The organism is Rhizorhabdus sp., from assembly GCF_018006725.1.
Lineage (GTDB): Bacteria > Pseudomonadota > Alphaproteobacteria > Sphingomonadales > Sphingomonadaceae > Rhizorhabdus.
The window spans coordinates 1-2,688 of sequence record NZ_JAGMXV010000450.1; the positions used below are offsets into that span (position 1 = coordinate 1).

The following is a 2,688-nucleotide window of genomic DNA, read 5'->3' on the forward strand; positions in this document are numbered from 1 at the left end:
GCGTGACCCTGCGCCGCATACCTCGGCCATGCGCGACAGCCCAAGATTGGTCGCTTCGGCAATCAGAGTGGCGAGGAAGGCCTGCTCATCGCCAGGCGGCAACCCGGTCGAGACGTGCCCGAAGTGCTGGGTGAAGCCGGTCCATCGTTCGACCTGCGACAGCACGTCGGTGATACGCGTGGCAGGCAGCATACCGTAGCAGGCAAGCGTCAGATGCCGTCCTTCGTCGTGCCCGGCATCATCGTCCTTCAGTTCCTTGGGGAAGCGCAATCGCTCGCCAGCGAACAGGGCAGCATCACGTCCGGCCAGATTCTGGGCGACGTCGCACAAGGCTTTGTCGAGTTGCGCGGCGCGCTGATCGAGCCATGCGTGTGGATCACCGAGCGAGAACACCGGTTGCAGCGCTGCGCCACTTGATGGCGCGAGCAGCACCTCCAGCGACCTGTGCAGCCGTGACCTCGGCACCCAGATATCACCCGATGCCAGTGCATTGGCGAGCGCCCCGTAGGTGGCCATCTCCCAATGCGTCCGGTCGATCTTGCCGGCGACCACGACATGGCGGTGCCAGCGCCGCTCGACATGACCGAGCGGAACGTCGGCAGGGAGCGGCTTGCGCCAGTCGCCATCAAGATCCGACAGGACCGTCATCGCATTGCGCAACGCCGCGGTGCCGGCCCGGCCGTGGAAATCGAGCGTTTGCAGGAATAGAGGTCCTATTCGTTTGAAGGTCCGGTATTCGGCTGCGATCTCGCTCAACACATCGTCCCTGTGAGGTGCCGCGGTACGACGGATGATCGCGGCATCGGCATCGAGCATGTCGAGAGGCACGATATCCCTGAGGGCCGCGCCGATATCTTCACCGGTGCGTGCTACCCGGCTAACTGTTTCCAGCACGGTGGCGATGCGCATCAGTCGGTCACGGCCTTCGCGTCCCGAAATCGCGATTCCCTGTTCCAGGCGTTTGCGGGCACGAAGGTGAGCGCGTCCCATCAAGGCGCCGAACATGGCGATCGCCGCGTCGGTAAGCGTGGCTTCCATCTCGCGCAGCGTAGCAAGCAGGATGACCCGCCTGCGGGAGGCGCGCATCTGTTGGAAGGCCTGGGCGGTATAGCGCACGCCTTCGCGGGCGAACTGCGTCATGCGTGGCTCGTGCAGGGGATCGACCGGAACACAGGAAATTCCGGTCCTGCGGATCAGAGCGACCTTCTCAAGGATTTCGGCGAGCGAGGCTGACGCGACGCGGGGCTGTGGTTCGCGCAGCCACGACAAGCGGCTCTGTCGATCATGCACCTTCTCATCGACCAGCGTATCGAGGCGCTGACGCATATCCGCATCGAGTTTATCATGGATTGCAGCGACCAGATCGGTTTCCACCCGCAGCATCGCCTCGGCCGCCATCCGCTCGACTACGCTGATGCCGGGGATAACGATGCGCCGCGTGCGCAGCTCGTCGAGCAGTCGATCGAGCAGAATACGCCCGTCCACGATGGGCATGGCTTCGATTTCCAGCCAGGTCATCATGATACCGCGCGCTGGCCGGCTCAGATCGGTGAAGCCGAAGCGCGCCTTGATGGCGGCAAGCTGATCGTAGCGGGTCGGCGCTCGCCGCGCGAAGTCGGCGATGGCGCCTGCATCCACCCCGACCTGCTCGGCGATATGGTCGAGCATGATCGCAGGCAACAGCTCGCCTGCGCGCAGATGCCGCCCCGGAAAGCGGAGGCAACAGAGTTGCAGGGCGTAGCTCAACCGGGTTGCCGGAGTGCGCGCGGTGCCGATTGCAGCAAGGTCCTCGGCATCGAGGCCATAGTGTCGCACCACCGCCGCCTCGCTGTCGGGCAAAGCAAGCAATGCGGCGCGCTGCCGCTGGGTCATCGGAATACGTGCGGGCATGTTTCATCCTTCAAAAACCTCTTGCCTTTTGCCCGCTTAATGAAAGAGGATTGTGAAAGGCCCAAGGCTGCGGAAATTGGTGCATCCTGTTTCCACCTCCGGATACGGCCGTTTGTGAAAGAAGCTGGATGACGCGCGAATCCTATCTGATCGGCTATGCCCGCGTGTCGAAGGGCGACGACCAGTCGAACGCCACGCAGCGGCGCGCGCTCGACGCGCTCGGCTGCAAACGTGTATTCGAGGAGACCGCTAGCGGCGGGCGATGGGACCGACCCAAGCTCCTGGAGATGATCGGGCAGTTGCGCGAGGGAGATGTCGTCGTCGTCTGGAAGCTCGACCGGCTGTCGCGCAGCCTGAAGGACATGCTGCACATCATGGAGCGGATCGAGCTCGCGGGAGCGGGCTTTCGTTCGTTGACCGAAGCGATCGACACCACCACCGCGGCAGGGCGGATGATGATGCAAATGGTGGGAAGCTTCGCCGAGTTCGAGCGGGCCATGATCCGCGAACGCACCAGCGCCGGCCTTGCCCAGGCACGTGCCGAAGGGCGGATCGGCGGACGACGGCGCAAGCTCGGCGACAAGCAGCGTCGCGAAATCGCCGAATCCGTCACCTCCGGTCGCAAGTCCGGTGCCGAGATGGCACGGTTGTACGGCGTCAGCGAACCCACGGTCTCGCGCATCGTCGCCGCGCACCGCCAGCAATTCAGTCAGCAGCAGAGGGAACAGGCATGAAGCGTGGTCACGATCTGTCCGGCGTCATGAAGTTCGCCACCTCGCCGGCCTGGGGCGAGCATCT

Annotated in this window: 2 protein-coding genes; one reads left to right on the forward strand and one right to left on the reverse strand. The window is 64.1% G+C overall.

What is annotated here, in order from left to right; all coding sequences use genetic code 11:
- Positions 1-1,872: DUF4158 domain-containing protein (locus KAY22_RS27650; protein ID WP_366514190.1), on the reverse strand; the 1,872-nt coding region annotated here is incomplete at its 3' end.
- A 146-nt stretch (positions 1,873-2,018) separates the two neighbouring features.
- Here KAY22_RS27650 and KAY22_RS27655 point away from each other — a divergent pair.
- Complete coding sequence (locus KAY22_RS27655; RefSeq protein ID WP_021226800.1) at positions 2,019-2,624, forward strand: recombinase family protein; 606 nt, start codon at positions 2,019-2,021, stop codon at positions 2,622-2,624.
- Positions 2,625-2,688 lie beyond the last annotated feature (64 nt).